The sequence below is a fragment of the Methylobacterium gossipiicola genome (genome assembly GCF_900113485.1).
Classification (GTDB): domain Bacteria; phylum Pseudomonadota; class Alphaproteobacteria; order Rhizobiales; family Beijerinckiaceae; genus Methylobacterium; species Methylobacterium gossipiicola.
The window spans coordinates 1-1,075 of record NZ_FOPM01000077.1 but is presented as its reverse complement, the minus strand read 5'-3'; the positions used below and the strand labels follow the sequence as shown (position 1 = coordinate 1,075).

The window sequence follows — 1,075 nt, the reverse complement described above, 5'->3', positions numbered from 1 at the left end:
CATCGCCACGCGCTACGAAAAGACCGCCGCCAGCTTCACCGGCGTCCTCTGCCTCGCAGCCGCCCTCGATTGGCTCAAGCGATGACACGCCCTAACGGAGACGACGATGCTCACCCACCCCACGCTCGATCTCCTGCACGAACTCGGCTTGAGCGGCATGGCCTCGGGCTTCAAGGCGCTCGACGCCAACCCGGAGGCCCGCGCCCTCGACCACGCCGAGTGGCTCGGATTGCTCCTCGACCACGAGGCCACGGCCCGGCGGCAGAAGCGCTTCGAGGCCCGCGCCCGCGCCGCGCGGCTGCGCCATCCCGCCAGCGTCGAGGACGTCGACTACCGCAGCTATCGCGGCCTGGACCGGGCGCTGTTCCTCAAGCTCGCCACCGGCGACTGGATCCGGACCCGGCGCAACCTCGTGATCACCGGCCCCCGTGGCGTGGGCAAGAGCTGGCTGGCCTGCGCGCTCGGGCACAAGGCTTGCCGAGACGACCTCTCGGTCCTGTACTACCGGGTCCCGCGCCTGTTTGCGGCGCTCAGCCTCGCGCGTGGCGATGGCCGCTACGGCCGGCTGCTGCGCCAGATCGCCAAGGTGAACCTGCTGATCCTCGACGATTGGGGCCCCGAGCCGCTCCTGCCCGAACAGGCGCGCGATCTCCTGGAGATCGTCGAGGACCGCTACGACGCCGGCTCGACCCTGATCACCAGCCAGGTGCCGACCGATCGCTGGTACGAGATCATCGGCATCCCCACGCTCGCCGACGCCGTCCTCGACCGGCTGCTGCACAACGCGCACCGCATCGAACTCGCCGGTGAGAGCCTGCGCAAACGCAAGGCGGTCGAGCCCGCCGCTTGACCTGTCGGACCGACCTCGTGATCTTCACTCCAGACCCGCAGGAGCGCCCCGTCACTGGCCGGCTTCAGATCGGACCGGTGGCCGGCTTCGCCTCGGAATACGCACGCCTGACGTGAGACACGCCTGCCCAGTCGAACGGAACGACGGCAGGCCAGACTTCACCCGCAAGGGTGACCCGGATCGTTCCCGTGGGGACGATGGGCGGGGCGATCTCGTTGAGAGTCC

1 protein-coding gene and 1 pseudogene are annotated in these 1,075 nt (G+C 69.6%); both read left to right on the top strand.

The genetic code is table 11. The features are described from left to right. Positions 1–85, top strand: a pseudogene (locus BM249_RS21515) (IS5-like element ISMex42 family transposase); the annotation flags it as partial. Between the two features lie 21 nt (positions 86–106). After that, positions 107–850 (top strand): IS21-like element helper ATPase IstB, encoded by a 744-nt coding sequence (gene istB, locus BM249_RS21080; RefSeq protein WP_091975557.1) that lies wholly within the window; start codon positions 107–109, stop codon positions 848–850. Positions 851–1,075 lie beyond the last annotated feature (225 nt).